The organism is Nocardioides sp. Arc9.136 (assembly GCF_030506255.1).
Classification (GTDB): domain Bacteria; phylum Actinomycetota; class Actinomycetes; order Propionibacteriales; family Nocardioidaceae; genus Nocardioides.
In genome coordinates, this window is the sequence record NZ_CP113431.1 from 3629375 (window position 1) to 3644083 (window position 14709).

At 73.7% G+C, this 14709-nt stretch carries 15 protein-coding genes; 4 read left to right on the forward strand and 11 right to left on the reverse strand.

Annotated elements, in window-relative coordinates:
* Positions 1-21: 21 nt before the first annotated feature.
* The 6 genes from rimI to OSR43_RS17505 are packed head-to-tail and all read right to left on the reverse strand — an operon-like array spanning position 22 to position 5676.
* Positions 22-474, reverse strand: a complete 453-nt coding sequence (gene rimI, locus OSR43_RS17480) for a ribosomal protein S18-alanine N-acetyltransferase (RefSeq protein WP_302268025.1) — start codon at positions 472-474, stop codon at positions 22-24.
* Positions 471-1112 carry a tRNA (adenosine(37)-N6)-threonylcarbamoyltransferase complex dimerization subunit type 1 TsaB gene (gene tsaB / locus OSR43_RS17485; protein ID WP_302268027.1) on the reverse strand — a complete coding sequence of 214 codons (642 nt, stop codon included), beginning with the start codon at positions 1110-1112 and terminating at the stop codon, positions 471-473. The genes rimI and tsaB overlap by 4 nt, the downstream gene beginning before the upstream one ends.
* Positions 1109-2044, reverse strand: coding sequence for a tRNA (adenosine(37)-N6)-threonylcarbamoyltransferase complex ATPase subunit type 1 TsaE (gene tsaE / locus OSR43_RS17490; RefSeq protein WP_302268028.1), 936 nt, complete (start codon positions 2042-2044; stop codon positions 1109-1111). Before tsaE ends, tsaB begins: the two co-directional genes overlap by 4 nt.
* Positions 2041-3108 carry an alpha/beta fold hydrolase gene (locus OSR43_RS17495; RefSeq protein WP_302268029.1) on the reverse strand — a complete coding sequence of 356 codons (1068 nt, stop codon included), beginning with the start codon at positions 3106-3108 and terminating at the stop codon, positions 2041-2043. Before OSR43_RS17495 ends, tsaE begins: the two co-directional genes overlap by 4 nt.
* Positions 3105-4271, reverse strand: coding sequence for an alanine racemase (alr, locus tag OSR43_RS17500; RefSeq protein ID WP_302268030.1), 1167 nt, complete (start codon positions 4269-4271; stop codon positions 3105-3107). Before alr ends, OSR43_RS17495 begins: the two co-directional genes overlap by 4 nt.
* Before the next feature lie 28 nt (positions 4272-4299).
* Entirely contained in the window at positions 4300-5676 is a 1377-nt protein-coding gene (locus OSR43_RS17505; protein ID WP_302268031.1) for an NAD(P)H-hydrate dehydratase, read from the reverse strand.
* A 154-nt stretch (positions 5677-5830) separates the two neighbouring features.
* Here OSR43_RS17505 and OSR43_RS17510 point away from each other — a divergent pair, with 154 nt between their 5' ends.
* Positions 5831-6757: a hypothetical protein gene (locus OSR43_RS17510; RefSeq protein WP_302268032.1), complete on the forward strand. Its 927-nt coding sequence runs from the start codon at positions 5831-5833 to the stop codon at positions 6755-6757.
* Between the two features lie 37 nt (positions 6758-6794).
* On the opposite strand, the gene OSR43_RS17515 is transcribed toward OSR43_RS17510, so the two are convergent.
* On the reverse strand, positions 6795-7148 hold the full coding sequence (locus tag OSR43_RS17515; RefSeq protein WP_302268033.1) for a holo-ACP synthase: 354 nt from the start codon (positions 7146-7148) through the stop codon (positions 6795-6797).
* Positions 7149-7161: 13 nt separating this feature from the next.
* Positions 7162-9006, reverse strand: coding sequence for a glutamine--fructose-6-phosphate transaminase (isomerizing) (gene glmS, locus OSR43_RS17520; RefSeq protein WP_302268034.1), 1845 nt, complete (start codon positions 9004-9006; stop codon positions 7162-7164).
* Between the two features lie 66 nt (positions 9007-9072).
* Here glmS and coaA point away from each other — a divergent pair, with 66 nt between their 5' ends.
* Positions 9073-10083: a type I pantothenate kinase gene (gene coaA, locus OSR43_RS17525; RefSeq protein WP_302268035.1), complete on the forward strand. Its 1011-nt coding sequence runs from the start codon at positions 9073-9075 to the stop codon at positions 10081-10083.
* 51 nt (positions 10084-10134) lie between these two features.
* On the opposite strand, the gene glmM is transcribed toward coaA, so the two are convergent.
* From glmM to rplM, 3 genes are read right to left on the reverse strand one after another with little or no spacing between them, the layout of a single operon-like run.
* Positions 10135-11478: a phosphoglucosamine mutase gene (gene glmM / locus OSR43_RS17530; protein WP_302268036.1), complete on the reverse strand. Its 1344-nt coding sequence runs from the start codon at positions 11476-11478 to the stop codon at positions 10135-10137.
* A gap of 8 nt (positions 11479-11486) precedes the next feature.
* On the reverse strand, positions 11487-11996 hold the full coding sequence (gene rpsI / locus OSR43_RS17535) for a 30S ribosomal protein S9 (protein ID WP_300952885.1): 510 nt from the start codon (positions 11994-11996) through the stop codon (positions 11487-11489).
* A gap of 36 nt (positions 11997-12032) precedes the next feature.
* Positions 12033-12476: a 50S ribosomal protein L13 gene (gene rplM / locus OSR43_RS17540; protein ID WP_300961843.1), complete on the reverse strand. Its 444-nt coding sequence runs from the start codon at positions 12474-12476 to the stop codon at positions 12033-12035.
* Positions 12477-12747: 271 nt separating this feature from the next.
* On the opposite strand from rplM, the gene OSR43_RS17545 reads away from it, so the two are divergent.
* Entirely contained in the window at positions 12748-14037 is a 1290-nt protein-coding gene (locus tag OSR43_RS17545; protein ID WP_302268039.1) for a citrate synthase, read from the forward strand.
* Entirely contained in the window at positions 14028-14699 is a 672-nt protein-coding gene (locus OSR43_RS17550; protein ID WP_302268040.1) for an HAD family phosphatase, read from the forward strand. The genes OSR43_RS17545 and OSR43_RS17550 overlap by 10 nt, the downstream gene beginning before the upstream one ends.
* Positions 14700-14709: the final 10 nt, after the last annotated feature.

A 14709-nucleotide genomic window follows, 5' to 3' on the forward strand; every position in this document is an offset into this window, starting at 1 on the left:
GCTGGCCCCGACGCGGGCCGCTCAGCAGCCCTTGCGCAGCCCGCGGCGCAGCACGACGGCGGTCGCCCCGTCGCGGTAGTACCGCCGTCGGCGGTCGACCTCGACGAACCCGCGCGCCGCGTAGAACGCCAGCGCCCCGGCGTTGTCCTCGCGCACCTCGAGCAGGAGCCGCTCGGCGCCGCCCTCCTTCGAGCGGCGCACCACCTCGTCGAGCAGCGCGCTCGCGTGCCCGCCCCGGCGGTGGTCGGGGTCGACGGCGATCCGCTGGAGCTCGGCGATGTCGGCGACGATGCTGGCCACGGCGTGGCCCACCACGGTCGTCCCGGCCTCGGCGACCAGGTAGACCACGGTCGGCACGTTCCCGGCCAGGCCCTCGGCCACCAGCCCGGGCGACCAGGCGTCGTCGCCGAGGCAGGTGTCCTCCAGGGCGACGACCGCGTCGAGGTCCTCGGGGGTGGCGGTCCGGACGGTCACGAGACCGGCTTCGGCTTGCCCGGCAGCTCGGCGTCGGGCCGGCGGAGGTAGAGGGGCTCGGGGTCGAGCAGCTCGGCGCGCTCCTCGGTCACCACCCGCGCGAGCCAGCCGGCGCTCGGGCGGACCGGGCCACGGGCGTCGGGGAACGACTCGGGGTAGAGCACCGCGCCCTCGCCCACGACCGGCCGCTCGCTCGCCACCGCGGCCGGGCGCTCGACGACCGGCCCGTCCAGGCGCGTGCCGTCGGCGTCGTACGTCGCCAGGTAGACCTCCTTGCGCCGGGCGTCGGTCGCCACGCAGAAGTCGGCACCGATCCCCGCCGCGACGGCCTCCGCGGCGAGCACGTCGAGCGAGCACACGCCGTACACCGGAACGTCCAGCACGAACCCGAGCGTGCGCGCGGTGACCAGCCCGACGCGGAGGCCGGTGAAGGGGCCCGGCCCGACACCGGCGGCGACCGCGGTGAGGTCCTGGCGGACGGCGCCGACCTGCGCCAGGGCGTCGGCGACGAGCGGGGCGAGCTGCTCACCGTGCTTCATGGCGCGCTCGGAGACGAGCTCGGCGACGACGTCGTCGCCGTCGTGCAGCGCGACGGTGACGTAGGGGGTGGCGGTGTCCAGGGCGAGCAGCAGGGTCATCCGAGTCCTCGGAAGGAGAGGGCGTGCCACCGGGGGCCCACCGGGGTGATCTCGACCCGCCGCGGGTCGAGCTCGTCGTCGGGGTCGTCGGCCACCTCGTCGGCCAGGGCCCGCACGATCCGGACCTCGAGCCGGGAGTCGGTGAGCCCCTCGGCCAGGCCCTCGCCCCACTCCACGACCGTGACGGCGTGGTCGAGGTCGGTGTCGAGGTCGAGGTCGTCGAGCTCCTCCATGCCACCGAGCCGGTAGGCGTCGACGTGGACGAGGTCCGGGCCCCCGACGAGCGAGGGGTGCACGCGCGCGATGACGAAGGTGGGCGAGGTGATCTCCCCGCGGACACCGAGGCCGGCGCCGATCCCCTTGGTCAGCGTGGTCTTCCCCGCGCCCAGCTCGCCGCTGAGCACGATCAGGTCGCCGGGGGCGAGCTGGCCGGCCAGCGAGCGCCCGAGCGCGTGCATCGCGTCGGGCGTCGGTGCCTGGAAGACCGCGGTCCGCAGGGGGCGGCGCATCTCGACCAGCGGCGAGCGCCGGGCGATCTCGCGGAAGCCCTGCCGGTCCCAGAACCGGATCGTCCGCGGCAGCTCCTCACGGGCCACGACGGTGACGTCGTCGTACCCCTCGGCGTGGTCGACGACCGCCTCGATGAGCCTGCCGGCGATGCCGTGGCCCTGCGCCGTGGGGACGACCCCGAAGCGCCGCAGGTAGACGGTGTTCCCCACCGGGTCGAGGACGAGCGCGCCGACCGGCTCCCCGTCGAGGAGGGCGAGGAGGCCGCCGTGCGGCGCGAGCATCGTCGCGATGGTCTCCTCGGTCTCGCCGAGCGCGTCGGCGGGCGGGTCGAGGGGCGGCCGGGCGGCGAACGCCTCCCGCACCACCTGCAGCACCTGCGCGGCGGCCTCCGGCCCCACGCGGACCACCTGGACGTCGCTCACCGGGCCACCGCCTCCTCGCTCACGGCGGCCAGCAGCCGGTCGAGCTCCGCGTCGACCTGCTGGTGCCGCTCCAGCACCACCATGTGGCCGGCGCCCTCGCACTCGACCAGCCGGGACCCGGCGATCCGGGCGTGCAGCTTGCGGCTGTGCCCGATCGACGTCAACCGGTCCGACGTGCCGCAGATGATCGTCGTGGGCACGCGGCCGAGCACCTCCACGGCGTCGAACTTGTCCAGGCCGCCGAAGGCCGGGAAGAACTGCGCGACCACCTCGTACGGCGTAGCCGAGAGCATCGAGTCCACGAACTCGACGTACGACGCCGGCACGTCGTCGCCGAACGCGAACAGGTCGGTGGCGACCATCGCGACCGACTTGCCGAGCCGGCGGAACCGGTCGACGCTGCGGTGCCGGCGGGCCAGCGTGGCGATCGTCCGCTGCGCGAGCGGCAGGCCGATCCGTGCCGGGACGACCGGCAGCAGCAGGCGCCCGACGTCGAGGCCGCCGGCCGTGGTCGAGACCAGGCCCACCCCGGTGACCCGGTCGCCGAAGAGCTCGGGGTGCTGCTCGACCAGCGCGACGACCGTCATCCCGCCCATCGAGTGGCCCAGGACGACGACCGGCCCGTCGGGGACGACCTCCTCGATGATCCGGTGCAGGTCGCGGCCGAGCTGGTCGATCGTCGCGTCCTCGCCCGCGGACCGGCCCGAGCGGCCGTGCGAGCGCTGGTCGTAGAGGACGGCGCGGACCCCGGCGCGGCGCAGGTGCAGCCGCTGGAAGTGCCAGCAGTCCAGGGTGAGGGCGTACCCGTGGCACAGCACGACGGTGACGTCGCTGGGGACCTCCGGCTCGTCGACCTCCACGTGCAGCGGCACACCGTCGTCCGCGACGACCGTCAGCGGCTCGGACCGCAGCGACCCCAGCGGGACGTCGGGGTGGTCGGCGGTGCCGGGGGCCGGCCGGCGGGACAGCTCGCGTCGGCGGCGGGTGACGCCGACGACGGTGCCGGCGGCGGCGATGCCGGTCGCGCCGAGGGCGGCGCCGGCGAGAGCACGGCGGGGGCTCATGCCTCGGGCCCGCCGTCGGGCTCGCCGTCGGGCTCGCCGTGGAGGTGGGTGCGGGTCATCCGGCCGCCGATCCGCGTGACGATCTCGTAGCTGATGGTGCCGGCGGCCTCGGCCCAGTCCTGCGCCGTCGGCGCGCCGTCGTGCCCGGTGCCGAACAGCACGACGTCCTCCCCCGGCTCGGGCCGGTCGCCGTCGAGGTCGACCACGAGCTGGTCCATGCACACCCGGCCGCGGACCGGCCGCTGCTTCCCGGCGACCGCCACCGAGGCGGCGCCGCTGGCCGAGCGCGGCACGCCGTCGCCGTACCCCACGGGCACCAGGCCCAGCGTCGTGGCCCGGTCCGCGACCCAGGTGTGGCCGTAGGAGACACCGGCGCCGGGCTCGACGTCCTTGACCATCGCCAGCGTCGCCCGCGCGGTCATCGCCGGGACCAGGCCCAGGTCGGGGGTGTGGCCCGGCGCGGGGTCCAGGCCGTACGACGCGAGCCCGCACCGCACGAGGTCGAACCGGGCGCTCGGCCGCAGGACCGCCGCCGCGCTGTTGGCGAGGTGCCGGACCTCCGGCTCCAGGCCGGCGGCCTCGACGACCGCCAGGGCCTCGCGGAAGACGCGTTCCTGGCTGTCGTTGGCCGGGTGGTCGGGCTCGTCGGAGGCGGCGAGGTGGGACCAGGTACCGGTGACGCGCCAGTGGCCGCCGAGCTCGCCCTCGCGCGCCGCGGCGACGAGCGCCGGCCAGTCGGCGGGCGTCGCGCCGCCCCGGGAGAGACCGGTGTCGATCTTGAGCTGGAGACGGGCGGGGGTGCCGGTGCGGCGGACGGCGGCCTCGACCTCGGTCAGCTCGGCAAGGGAGTACGCCGTCAGGTCGAGGTCGGCGGCGATCGCGCGGTCGTAGTCCTCCCCCGGGACGGTCAGCCAGCACAGCACCCGACCGGTGTCGCCGGCCGCACGCAGCGCGAGCGCCTCGTCGATCGTGGCGACCCCGAGCCACGGCGCGCCGGCGGCGCGGGCCGCGCGGGCGACCTCGACCATGCCGTGGCCGTACCCGTCGGCCTTGACCACCACCATCATCGCCACGCCGCAGTGCTCGGTGAGCCGGCGGACGTTGTGCCGGACGGCCGCGAGGTCGACGACGACCTCGGCGCGCGGGACCGGCAGGGGGCTCATGGCCGGCCATTCTCCCACCCGGCCCCGCTCAGGGTCGGGGCAGGCTCCGCACCGCGGCGGGCAGGGCGCGAGCGACCTCCGTCGCGACGAGCGGGCCACCGGCGCCGGCCAGGGTCGCGGCGGCCCCGTGCAGCCACGAGCCGACGCTCGCCGCGTCGAACGGCTCGAGGCCCGCGGCGAGCAGCGCCCCGATCACCCCGCCGAGCACGTCCCCGGCGCCGGCCGTGGCCAGCCAGGGGGTCCCGGTCGTCGTCATGCGCACCCGCCCGTCGGGCCGCGCGGTCACCGTGTGGCGGCCCTTGAGCACCACCACCGCGTCGTGCTCCCCCGCGGCGGTGCGGGCCCAGCCGAGCGGGTCGGACTCGATCTCCGCGCGCTCGCGCCCGAGCATCGCGGCGAGCTCGCCGGCGTGCGGGGTCAGCACGAGGTCGCGCGGCCCGCGCCGGACGTGCTGCAGCGCGTCGGCGTCGACGACGGTCGGGACCTCGTCGGCCAGCGCCTCCTCGAGCGCCTCGTCCGCGTGCTCGCCACCGCCCGACCCCACGACCCACGCCTGGACGCGGCCGGCGCCGACCACCTCCGGGTGGGCCTCGCGCACCCGGTCCGCGACCGGCTGCTCGCCGACGTACCGCACCATGCCGGCGAGGCCGCACGCGGCACCGGCGACGCTGAGCAGCCCGGCGCCCGGGTACTGCGCCGAGCCGGCGCGGACGCCGACCACGCCCCGCGTGTACTTGTGGTCCTGCGGCCGGGGGCGCGGCAGCAGGCGGGCGACGTCCTCGGCCTGCAGCGCCTCGACGCCCGCCGGCGGCAGGTCGAGGCCGATGTCGACGAGGTGGACCGTGCCGCACGCCTCGGCCGCGGGGTCGACGAGGTGCGCGGCCTTGTGGGTGCCGAAGGTGACGGTCAGGTCGGCGACCACGTGCGCGCCGTCGGTCCGTCCGGTGTCGACGTCGACGCCGGACGGGACGTCGACCGCCACGACCGGCACCCCCGCCACCTGCTCCAGCGCCGCCTGCGCCGCCGGTGCCAGCCCCGGCCGGCCCCCGATGCCGACGATGCCGTCGACGACCACGTCCGGCCTGCGCGTCGGTCGGTCGACGACCCGTCCGCCGGCCGCCCGGAGCGCGGCCAGCCCGCCCTCGTGGGCCTGCTCGGCCACCAGCACCGCCTCCACCGCGCAGCCGCGCCGGGCCAGCAGCGCCCCGGCGTGCAGCGCGTCGCCCCCGTTGTCCCCGGGCCCGACCAGCAGCAGCACGCGTGCGCCGTACGCGCTCCCGAGGAGGTCGACCACCGCGTGCGCCAGCCCGGTGGCCGCCCGCTGCATGAGCGTCCCCTCCGGCACCCGGGCCATCAGCTCCCGCTCCGCCGCTCGCACCTGCTCGACCGTGTGGGCGTACCGCATGGGCGCGACGCTATCCGGGACGTGGAGGGCGCGGCGACGGGTCGTGTGCCTGACGACGCGCTCCGTCGCGTCCTCGGGCACACGACCCGGACTGGGCGGGTGGGCTGTGGAGAGGCTCCAGCACGAGACGCGCGGACCGGTCACCCTCGTCGCCATGGAGCCCGCCCTGACGACGCTGCTGGATCGCCAGCACGGCGTGGTCGCACGGCGCCAGCTGCTCGCGCTCGGGATCGACGCCGACCGGGTCCGGAACCAGCTGGCTGCCGGGCGCTGGACCCTCGCGACCCCCCGGGTGGTCAGCACGGTGACCGGCACCCTGACCGCCGAGCAGCGCGAGTGGTCCGCCGTCCTCCACGCCGGGCCCCGGAGCATGCTCGGCGGCCTGACCGCCGCGGCTCGTCACGGCCTCCGGGGGTGGGAGGCGACCGAGGTCACCGTCCTCGTGGACGACCAGCTCGCCTTCGAGGCGGTCGACGGCGTGCGGTTCTTCCGGAGCCGACGGCCGTTCGACCTCCTCCGGTCCACGAGGCCAGGTATCCCGCGCTGCGAGCTCGAGCCCGCGGTCCTCCTGCACGCGGCGTACGTCGCACCGGTCCGCCCGGCCCACGCCCTGGTAGCCGCCTGCGTCCAGCAGCGCCTCTCGACCCCGTCGCGGATGATCGAGTGGATCGACCAGCTGCGCCCCCTGCGGGGCGGCCGGTCCTTCTCGGCCACCCTCAGCCACGCCGACGCCGGCGCCCACTCCGGCGCGGAGCGTGCCGTCGGACGGCTCTGCCGCCGCTACGGCATGCCTCAGCCACGCCGCCAGGTCGCTCGCGTCGACTCCGCCGGCCGTCGCCGCTTCACCGACTGCGAGTGGCCCCTTCCCGACGGCACCACGCTGGTGCTCGAGGTGGACGGCGACTTCCACATGGAGGTCCGCCAGTACACCGACGACCTGCGACGCACCCGGCGGCTGGCGGGCCGCGACCGGATCGTCGTCCGCTGCACGGCGTACGAGCTCCTGCACGAGCCCGACGACGTCGCGCGCGACCTGCTGGCGCTCGGCGTGCCGGGTTGTGTGCCCGACGCCGCGGCCTGACGCGTCCTGGGGCACACGACCGCGATCCGGAGGCGGCTCAGGACTCCAGCACCACGACGGCGGAGGCGACGCCGGCGTCGTGGGAGAGCGAGAGGTGCACGGAGGCGACGCCGAGCTCCTCGGCCCGGGCGAGCACCGAGCCGCGCATCTCCATCAATGGGCGGCCGGAGGACTCCGAGACCACCTCGGCGTCGTGCCAGGCGAGGCCGACGGGCGCGCCGAGGGCCTTGGCCAGTGCCTCCTTGGCGGCGAACCGGGCCGCCAGCGAGGCCAGCGGGCGCGACGCCTCCTCGGGGGTGAAGAGCCTCGCGCTGAGCCCCGCCGTCCGCGACAGGGAGACCCCGAACCGCTCGATGTCGACGACGTCGATCCCCACGCCGATCACCGGCACGACCGGACCGCCCTCACTCGACGGTGACGGACTTGGCCAGGTTGCGGGGCTGGTCGACGTCGTGGCCCATCGCGGTGGCCAGCTCGCAGGCGAACAGCTGCAGCGGCACGACCGCCACCAGCGGCTGCAGCAGCACCGGTACCCGCGGCAGGCGGATCACGTGGTCGGCGTACGGCTCGATCGAGTCGTCACCCTCCTCGACCAGGCAGATCGTCCGCGCACCGCGCGCCCGGACCTCCTGGATCCCCGAGACCATCTTCTCCCGCAGCTGGTCCCGACCCCGCGGAGGTACGACGCACAGCACCGGCAGCCCCTCCTCGACCAGCGCGATCGGCCCGTGCTTGAGCTCGCCGGCCGCGAACCCCTCGGCGTGGATGTAGGCCAGCTCCTTGAGCTTCAACGCCCCCTCCAGCGCCACCGGGTAGCCCGCGTGCCGCCCCAGGAACAGCACCGACCGGGTCTCCACGTGCGAGCGCGCCAGCTCGTAGACCTGCTCGGAGCGCTCCAGCACCGACGCGATCTGGTCGGGCACCGCCTCGAGCTGGTGCATGATCTCGGTGATCTCGTCGCCGTACCGGGTGCCCTTGACCTGCGCGAGGTACAGCGCCAACAGGTAGCAGGCCACCAGCTGGGTCAGGAACCCCTTGGTCGAGGCCACCCCGATCTCCGGGCCCGCGTGGGTGTAGATCACCGCATCGGACTCCCGCGGGATCGTCGACCCGTTGGTGTTGCAGATCGCCAGCACCTTCGAGCGCTGGGTGCGCGCGTGCCGGATCGCCTGCAGGGTGTCCGCGGTCTCCCCCGACTGCGAGATCGCCACGACCAGCGTGGAGTAGTCGAGGATCGGGTCGCGGTAGCGGAACTCGCTGGCCAGCTCGACCTCGACTGGCACCCGCGTCCAGTGCTCGATCGCGTACTTCGCCACCAGGCCCGCGTAGAACGACGTGCCGCACGCGATGATGATGATCTTGTCGATGTCGCGCAGCTCCTGGTCGGAGAGGCGCATCTCGTCCAGCTGCAGCAGACCGGTCCGCGTGTGGCGCCCCAGCAGCGAGTCCGCGACCGCGCGGGGCTGCTCGAAGATCTCCTTGCGCATGAACCAGTCGTGGCCGTCCTTCTCGGCGGCCGAGAGGTCCCAGTCCACGTGGTAGCGCACGCCCTCGGCGGGCGCACCGTCGAACGTCGTGACCTCCACACCCTCGCGGGTGATCGTCACGACCTGGTCCTGGCCCAGCTCGAGCGCCTCACGGGTGTGCTCGATGAACGCCGCCACGTCCGAGCCGAGGAAGTTCTCGCCCTCGCCCAGGCCCACGACCAGCGGGGAGTTCCGGCGGGCGGCCACCACCCGCGAGGGGTCCTGGCCGTCCACCGCGACCAGCGTGAACGCGCCCTCGAGCTGCTGGCACACCCGCTGCATGGCGGTGGTCAGGTCGACGCCGGACTCCACCTGGAGCTCCAGGAGGTGCGCCGCGACCTCGGTGTCGGTCTCCGAGAGCAGGACGTGGTCGTCCGCCTCGAGCCGGGCGCGGAGGTCGTCGAAGTTCTCGATGATGCCGTTGTGCACCAGCGCCACCCGGCCCGCCGAGCCGAGGTGGGGGTGGGCGTTCGGGTCGTTGGGCGCACCGTGGGTCGCCCACCGGGTGTGCCCGATCCCGGTCGTCGACGCCGGCAACGGCTGGTCGGCGATGACCTTCTCCAGGTTGGCCAGCTTCCCGGCCTTCTTCGCAGAGGCGATGGTTCCGCCGTCGACGAGGGCGATCCCGGCAGAGTCGTACCCGCGGTACTCCAGCCTGCGCAGCCCCTCGATGACGACGTCCTGGGCCTGCTTGTCCCCGACGTACCCGACGATCCCGCACATGGGCCCCACTCTAACGACGTGGGACCGCGCGCCCCGCTTCGTCGCGCGGCTGCAACAATCGCCGCCATGTCGCATGGGTCGTCCGGCACGGCGGGTCCGGTCGTCGGACCCGGCTCCGCGCACCACGACGAGTCCCACAAGGAGCCGTCGCCCTACATCGAGCTCGACCGCAGCGCCTGGGCCGCCCTCGGCACCGGCGCGGAGAGCCCGCTGAGCGCGCAGGAGATCCGCACCCTGCGCGGCCTCGGCGACAACCTGGACCTCGACGAGGTCCGCGACGTCTACCTGCCGTTGAGCCGCCTGCTGAGCCTGTACGTCGAGGCCGCGGGCCGGCTGCACCGCAAGCAGGAGGACTTCCTGCACCGGCGCACGCCGCCGCGCACGCCGTTCGTCATCGGCGTCGCCGGCTCGGTCGCGGTCGGGAAGTCGACCACCGCCCGCGTGCTCCAGCAGATGCTGGCCCACTGGCCCGAGCACCCGAACGTCGCGCTGGTCACCACCGACGGGTTCCTCTACCCCAACTCCGAGCTGCAGCGGCGCGGCATCCTGCACCGCAAGGGCTTCCCGGAGTCCTACGACCGGCGCGCGCTGCTGCGCTTCGTCGTCGACATCAAGTCCGGCAAGGACGAGGTCGAGGCGCCGGTCTACTCACACCTGGTCTACGACGTCGTCCGCGGCGAGAAGGTCGTCGTGAAGCGGCCCGACATCGTCATCGTCGAGGGCCTCAACGTCCTGCAGCCCGCCCGGGTGCGCGACGACGGCCGCACGAGCCTGGCAGTCAGCGACTTCTTCGACTTCAGCGTGTACGTCGACGCCGGTCGCGACAAGATCCGCGACTGGTACGTCTCCCGGTTCCTGCGCCTGCGCGAGACCGCGTTCCGCGACCCCGGCAGCTACTTCAGCAAGTACGCCGCGCTGACCCACGAGGAGGCCGTCGCCGAGGCCGAGCGGATCTGGGACACCATCAACGGCCCCAACCTGGTGGAGAACATCCTCCCCACCCGCTCCCGCGCCACCCTGGTCATGCGCAAGGACCGCGACCACTCGGTGCGGTACGTGCGGCTGCGCAAGCTCTAGCCGGACCCCGGCCAGGCCCGACCCAGCCCAGCCGGGCCGGGCCGGGTCCGGCTAGGCCAGGGCCAGCCGGTCGCGGACGACGCCGGCGAGCCGGTCGGCGACGCCGCGGGCGGCGTCCTCGGTGGGCGCCTCGACCATCACGCGCACCAGCGGCTCGGTGCCGGAGGGACGCAGCAGCACCCGGCCGGTGTCGCCGAGGGCGGCCTCCTCCGCGGCGACCGCGGCGGAGAGGGCCTCGTCGTCGGTGCGGGTCTTGTCGACGCCGGGGACGTTGACGAGGACCTGGGGAAAGCGGGTCATGACCGACGCGAGGTCGGCCAGGGAGCGGCCGGTGATCGCCATCTGCTCCAGCACGTGCAGGGCGGTCAGGGTGCCGTCGCCGGTGGTGGCGTGCTCGCGCATGATCACGTGGCCGGACTGCTCGCCGCCGAGGGAGAAGCCGTGGGCGTTCATCTCCTCGAGGACGTACCGGTCCCCCACCGCGGTCTGGCGCACCGCGATCCCGGCCTCGCGCATCGCGCGGACGAAGCCGAGGTTGCTCATCACGGTGGCGACGACCGAGTCGTCCTTGAGGTGGCCGGCGTCGCGCAGGCCGAGGGCGAGGATGGCGAGGATCTGGTCACCGTCGACGACCTCGCCGGAGGCGTCGACCGCCAGGCAGCGGTCGGCGTCGCCGTCGAGCGCGAAGCCCGCGTCGGCGCCGTGCTCGCGGACGGCCGCCTGCAGCGGGCCGAGGTGGGTGGAGCCGCAGCCGTCGTTGATGTTGAGGCCGTCGGGCGAGGCGTTGATCGCGATCACGGTCGCACCGGCGGCCTCGAGGGCACGCGGCCCGGCGACGGACGCGGCGCCGTGGGCGCAGTCGAGCACGACGCGGAGCCCGCGGAGCGGCTGCACCGTGCCGACCAGGTGGTCGACGTACTCGTCGATCGGCGTGGCGTACGGCGTGACGCGGCCGACGTCGCCGCCGACCGGGGCCTGCCAGGGCTGGCCCATGAGCCCCTCGATCGCCTGCTCGAGGGCGTCGTCGAGCTTGACGCCGCCGCGCGCGAGGAACTTGATGCCGTTGTCGGGCATCGGGTTGTGCGAGGCGCTGATGACGACGCCGACGTCGGCGCCGAGCGCGTCGGTCAGGTACGCCACGCCGGGCGTGGGCACGACGCGGACGCGCAGCACGTCGACGCCCGCGGACGCGAGGCCCGCGACGACCGCGTGCTCGAGGAACTGACCGGAGATGCGGGTGTCGCGACCGACGACGGCCAGCGGGCGGGACCCGCTGAACTCGCCTCGGTCGACGAGGACCCGAGCGGCGGAAACGGAAAGGTCCAGGGCCAGCGAAGCGGTGAGCACACCGTTCGCCTGGCCCCGGACCCCGTCCGTGCCGAAGAGACGACCCACGCGGGACGTCAGCGCTTGCTGAACTGCGGCGCCTTGCGCGCCTTCTTCAGACCGGCCTTCTTGCGCTCGATGACGCGAGCGTCGCGGGTGAGCAGCCCGGCCTTCTTCAGGGTCGGGCGGTTCGCGTCGAGGTCGATCGCGTTGAGGCAGCGGGCCACGCCGAGGCGCAGGGCGCCCGCCTGGCCGGTGATGCCGCCGCCGTGGATGCGGGCGATGACGTCGAAGCGACCCTCGAGCTGCAGGGCGGCGAACGGCTCGTTCACGACCTGCTGGTGCAGCTTGTTCGGGAAGTAGGAGTCCAGGGTCCGTCCGTTGACGGTCCAGACGCCGGTGCCCGGCACGATGCGGACGCGGGCGACGGCCTCCTTGCGGCGGCCGGTGGCCGCGCCGGGGGCGATGGTCGCGGGACGGGCCGGCGCGTCGGCGGACGGCGCGCTCTCCGAGCTGTAGGCGACGCCCTGCTCGTTGACCTCGTAGGTCTCCTCGACCTCGGTGGTGGTGTCGGTGGTCTCAGCCACGGTGATCCTCACTCAGACTTTCGGTAGGGCAGTCGATTACTGGGAGATCTGGGTGATCTCGAACGGGACGGCCTTCTGGGCCTGGTGCGGGTGGTTCGGGCCGCTGTAGACCTTGAGCTTCTTCAGCATCTGCCGACCGAGGCGGTTCTTGGGGAGCATGCCCCAGACCGCCTTCTCGATGACCTTGCGGGCGTCCTTCTCGAGGAGCTCGCCGACCGGGGTGGCCGAGAGGCCGCCCGGGTAGCCGGAGTGGCGGTAGGCCATCTTGGTGGTCTTCTTGTTGCTCGACAGCGCGACCTTCTCGGCGTTGATCACGATGACGAAGTCGCCGGTGTCGGCGTTCGGCGCGAAGATCGGCTTGTGCTTGCCACGCAGGAGGTTGGCGCTCTGCACGGCGAGGCGACCGAGGACGATGTCGGTCGCGTCGATCACGTGCCACTCGCGCTGGATGTCAGCGGGCTTCGGGGCGTACGTACGCACGTCTGTTCTGCTCTCTTCGTTCGTGGTTCCCGGCCAGTGGGCCCGGCCGGGTGGTGCTGCTGCGGCTTCTGACGAACACGGCCCGGCTCGCCCGACGTACGTCGGCGTCCGGATCTGCACCCACCCCGCGGAACGGGACGAGCGCGGCAGGAGTCGCGACCGGCAAGACTACGGCTGGGGCGCGGGCCCGGTCAAAACGAGAGGGCCCCGATGACCGCCTCGCGGGACACCGGGTTAACGCGGTTGCCAACCGCGGTCTAGGTTGGGCAGCGTGACTGACTCTCTCACCGTCCGCGACAACCGCACCGGACAGGAGTACGACGTCCCGATCCTCGACGGCACCATCAAGGCCGCCGACCTCGGGAAGATCAAGGCCGGAGAGGACGCTCCGGGCCTGGCCGTCTACGACCCCGGTTTCGTGAACACCGCCTCGTGCCGCAGCGCGGTCACCTACATCGACGGTGACAAGGGGATCCTCGAGTACCGCGGGTACCCCATCGAGCAGCTGGCGGAGAAGTCCACCTTCCTCGAGGTGGCCTACCTGCTGATCCACGGATCGCTGCCCGACAAGGCGCAGTACGACGCCTGGGTGCACGAGATCACCTACCACACGTTCGTGCACGAGAACGTCAAGAGCTTCATGCAGGGCTTCCGGTACGACGCGCACCCGATGGGGATGCTGATGGCGTCGGTGGGGGCCCTGTCGACGTTCTACCCCGACGCGCGCAACATCAGCGACGACGACAACCGGCACATGCAGATCGTGCGCATGATCGCGAAGATGCCGACCCTCGGCGCCTGGTCGTTCCGCCACGCGCAGGGCAAGCCGTACGTCTACCCCGACAACGACCTCGGCTACACCGCCAACTTCCTCTCGATGCTGTTCAAGATGAGCGAGTCGAAGTACGAGGCCGACGAGCGGCTGGTCAAGGCGCTCGACGTGCTGTTCATCCTGCACGCCGACCACGAGCAGAACGCCTCGACCAACGCCGTGCGCTCGGTCGGCTCGACCCAGGTCGACCCGTACTCCGCGGTCGCGGCGGGCGTCGGCGCCCTCTACGGCCCGCTGCACGGCGGCGCCAACGAGGCCGTGCTGCGGATGCTGCGCCGGATCGGCTCGAAGGAGAACATCCCGGCCTTCATCGCCGGCGTGAAGGACGGCAACGAGCGCCTGATGGGCTTCGGCCACCGGGTCTACAAGAACTACGACCCGCGCGCCCGGATCATCAAGAAGGCCGCCACGGACGTCTTCGAGGTGACCGGCACCAACCCGCTGCTCGACATCGCCCTGGAGCTGGAGAAGATCGCGCTCGAGGACGAGTACTTCGTCAAGCGCAAGCTCTACCCCAACGTGGACTTCTACTCCGGCCTGATCTACGAGGCCTTCCAGTTCCCGCCGGAGATGTTCACCGTCCTCTTCGCGATCGGCCGCACCCCGGGCTGGCTGGCCCAGTGGCACGAGCTGGTCCAGGACAAGGAGCAGAAGATCGCCCGCCCGAAGCAGATCTACACCGGCGACCGAGGCCTGGACTTCGTCCCGGCCTCGGAGCGGTGGGCCTGACCGGCGACCCGCACCACCCCACGACCCCGGACGGCCAGCCGTCCGGGGTCGTGCGCGTCGAGGGGGTGGTGTGGGACTTCGGGAACGTCCTCATCGACTGGGACCCGGTCGCCGCGATCGCGGCGGGCGTGGGCGAGGAGGAGGCGCGGCGCTTCCTGGCCGCGACCGACTTCGACTTCATGGCGTGGAACCACGGCCCCGACTCCGGCGGCACCTGGGACGACGCCGAGGCCGAGGTGCGCCGTACCCACCCGCACTGGGTCGAGCACGCGCTGGCCTACCGGGCGAACTTCGCCGCCTCCCTGCTCGGTGAGGTCCCCGGCACCGCGGACCTGGTGCGCGAGCTGCACGCGGCGGGGGTGCCGCAGTGGGGGCTGACGAACTGGTCCGACGAGCTCTACCCGCACGCGCCGGAGCGCTTCGAGGTGATCGCGCTGCTCGACGGCGTGGTCGTCTCCGGCACCGAGCGGGTCGCCAAGCCCGACCGCCGCGCCTACGAACTGGTCGCCGACCGGATGGGCCTGCCGCTGGCCGCCCTGGCGTTCGTGGACGACCGGGCGAGCAACAGCGAGGCGGCGCGGGCGCTCGGCATGACCGGCGTCCTGTTCACCGGCGCGGAGGACACCCGCGCCCGGCTCCGCGCCGCCGGCCTGCCCGTCTGAGGCTGCGCGG

Bases quoted from the DNA above. Each gene is read 5' to 3' on its own strand.
- OSR43_RS17505 (WP_302268031.1), bottom strand. From the start codon at position 5,676: ATGCGGTACGCCCACACGGTCGAGCAGGTGCGAGCGGCGGAGCGGGAG.
- coaA (WP_302268035.1), top strand. From the start codon at position 9,073: ATGTCGCATGGGTCGTCCGGCACGGCGGGTCCGGTCGTCGGACCCGGC.
- glmS (WP_302268034.1), bottom strand. From the start codon at position 9,006: ATGTGCGGGATCGTCGGGTACGTCGGGGACAAGCAGGCCCAGGACGTC.
- tsaB (WP_302268027.1), bottom strand. From the start codon at position 1,112: ATGACCCTGCTGCTCGCCCTGGACACCGCCACCCCCTACGTCACCGTC.
- alr (WP_302268030.1), bottom strand. From the start codon at position 4,271: ATGAGCCCCCTGCCGGTCCCGCGCGCCGAGGTCGTCGTCGACCTCGCG.
- OSR43_RS17495 (WP_302268029.1), bottom strand. From the start codon at position 3,108: ATGAGCCCCCGCCGTGCTCTCGCCGGCGCCGCCCTCGGCGCGACCGGC.
- OSR43_RS17510 (WP_302268032.1), top strand. From the start codon at position 5,831: ATGGAGCCCGCCCTGACGACGCTGCTGGATCGCCAGCACGGCGTGGTC.